Annotated in this window: 1 protein-coding gene; it reads left to right on the top strand. The window is 41.9% G+C overall.

Translation table 11 applies throughout. The features are described 5' to 3' along the window. The coding region (locus GGC63_RS34160) for an IS1182 family transposase (RefSeq protein WP_192705995.1) at positions 1-1,290 on the top strand (1,290 nt) is incomplete at its 5' end. Between the last annotated feature and the right edge of the window lie 105 nt (positions 1,291-1,395).

A 1,395-nucleotide genomic window follows, 5' to 3' on the forward strand; every position in this document is an offset into this window, starting at 1 on the left:
CATTTGCTGCGAGATATTCGAAAAAAAGTGGACTTTACTTTTATTTATGAAAAAGTGCAGCACCTCTACTCTCCTTTTGGGCGCAGATCAATTGACCCCGTTCTCCTCATGAAGATGCTACTCATTGGATACTTGTTCGGAATTCCTTCAGAAAGAAAGTTAGAACAAGAAATCACTGTAAATTTAGCTTACCGTTGGTTTCTAGGCTTAGATTTAGGAGAGTCTGTCCCTGACCATTCAACGTTAAGTCAGAACCGTCGCAGAAGATTTAAAGATAGTCGGATATTCCAGGAGATCTTCGATCACATTGTTTCGGAGTGCATCACAAAAGGTATCGTGACGGGAGAAGTTGTGGTTGTTGACTCTACACACATCAAGGCGAACGCTTCGAGTCACAAAACAGAGAAAATAATGGTTGAGAAAAAAACATCAGAATATTTCGAGGAGCTAGAGCAAGAAGCCCGCCGAATCGAAAATGGTCATGATGACGATCCGAATAAGAAAAAACGTGGAAGAAAACGGAAAGAGGAACGTCCGGAGAAGGAGGTAACACAGAGTAAAACCGACCGCGATGCCGGATTATTAAACAGAACGAATAAACCCAAAGGCTTTCACTACCTAGCTCACACCACGATTGACGTGAAACATGGAATTATTACCGACGTCCATGTTACTCCAGCAAATATCAATGACCACGAACCATTTACGGCTCGCTTAAGAGAGCAAAAAGCCAAGTTCCATTTACAAATCCAAATGGTTGGAGCAGACAAAGGTTACGATCGCTCTGCGGTTCACCATGCTCTTGAAAAACTTGAAATTGAAGGGTATATAACGCCTATAGATTCTGACGAAGCGCACATGCAAAAAATGGGATTTATTTACAACAAAAAACATGATACGTATGAATGTCCGGAAGGGAAATCACTCCACTTTTCACATGTTAGTTGGCATACGGAAAAACAGACTTACAGTAAGATTTACACCTCACAAAGCAAAGATTGTAAAGAATGTCCGCTACGTTCGAACTGCTTCGGTAAGACAAGTACTCGAAAGACAATTAAACGCCCATTGTTTCAAGAAGCAAGGGAACGAAATGTAGCCCGGTCAAAGACAAGCACATACAAGAGAATTCAAGAAGCAAGGCGTGTGTGGTGTGAAGGTAGTTTTGGAACCATGAAAAGATGTCACAACCTCACGCAGACCTACAAGAAGGGCATTCGGAACGCCACCGAACATTGCCTTTTTTCCGCATTGGCTTTAAACATAAAACGTATGATAAAAGCGGTATAAGGGGGAAGTTAGCCACCGAAAATCGTAATAATTCAGGAGGAAATACGCCAAAAGTAAAGTACGGCTAGGGAATTTAATCCCTAGCCGTACTTTGTCAACAGTCCC

It is taken from the genome of Paenibacillus sp. OAS669, assembly GCF_014873645.1.
Classification (GTDB): domain Bacteria; phylum Bacillota; class Bacilli; order Paenibacillales; family NBRC-103111; genus Paenibacillus_S; species Paenibacillus_S vulneris.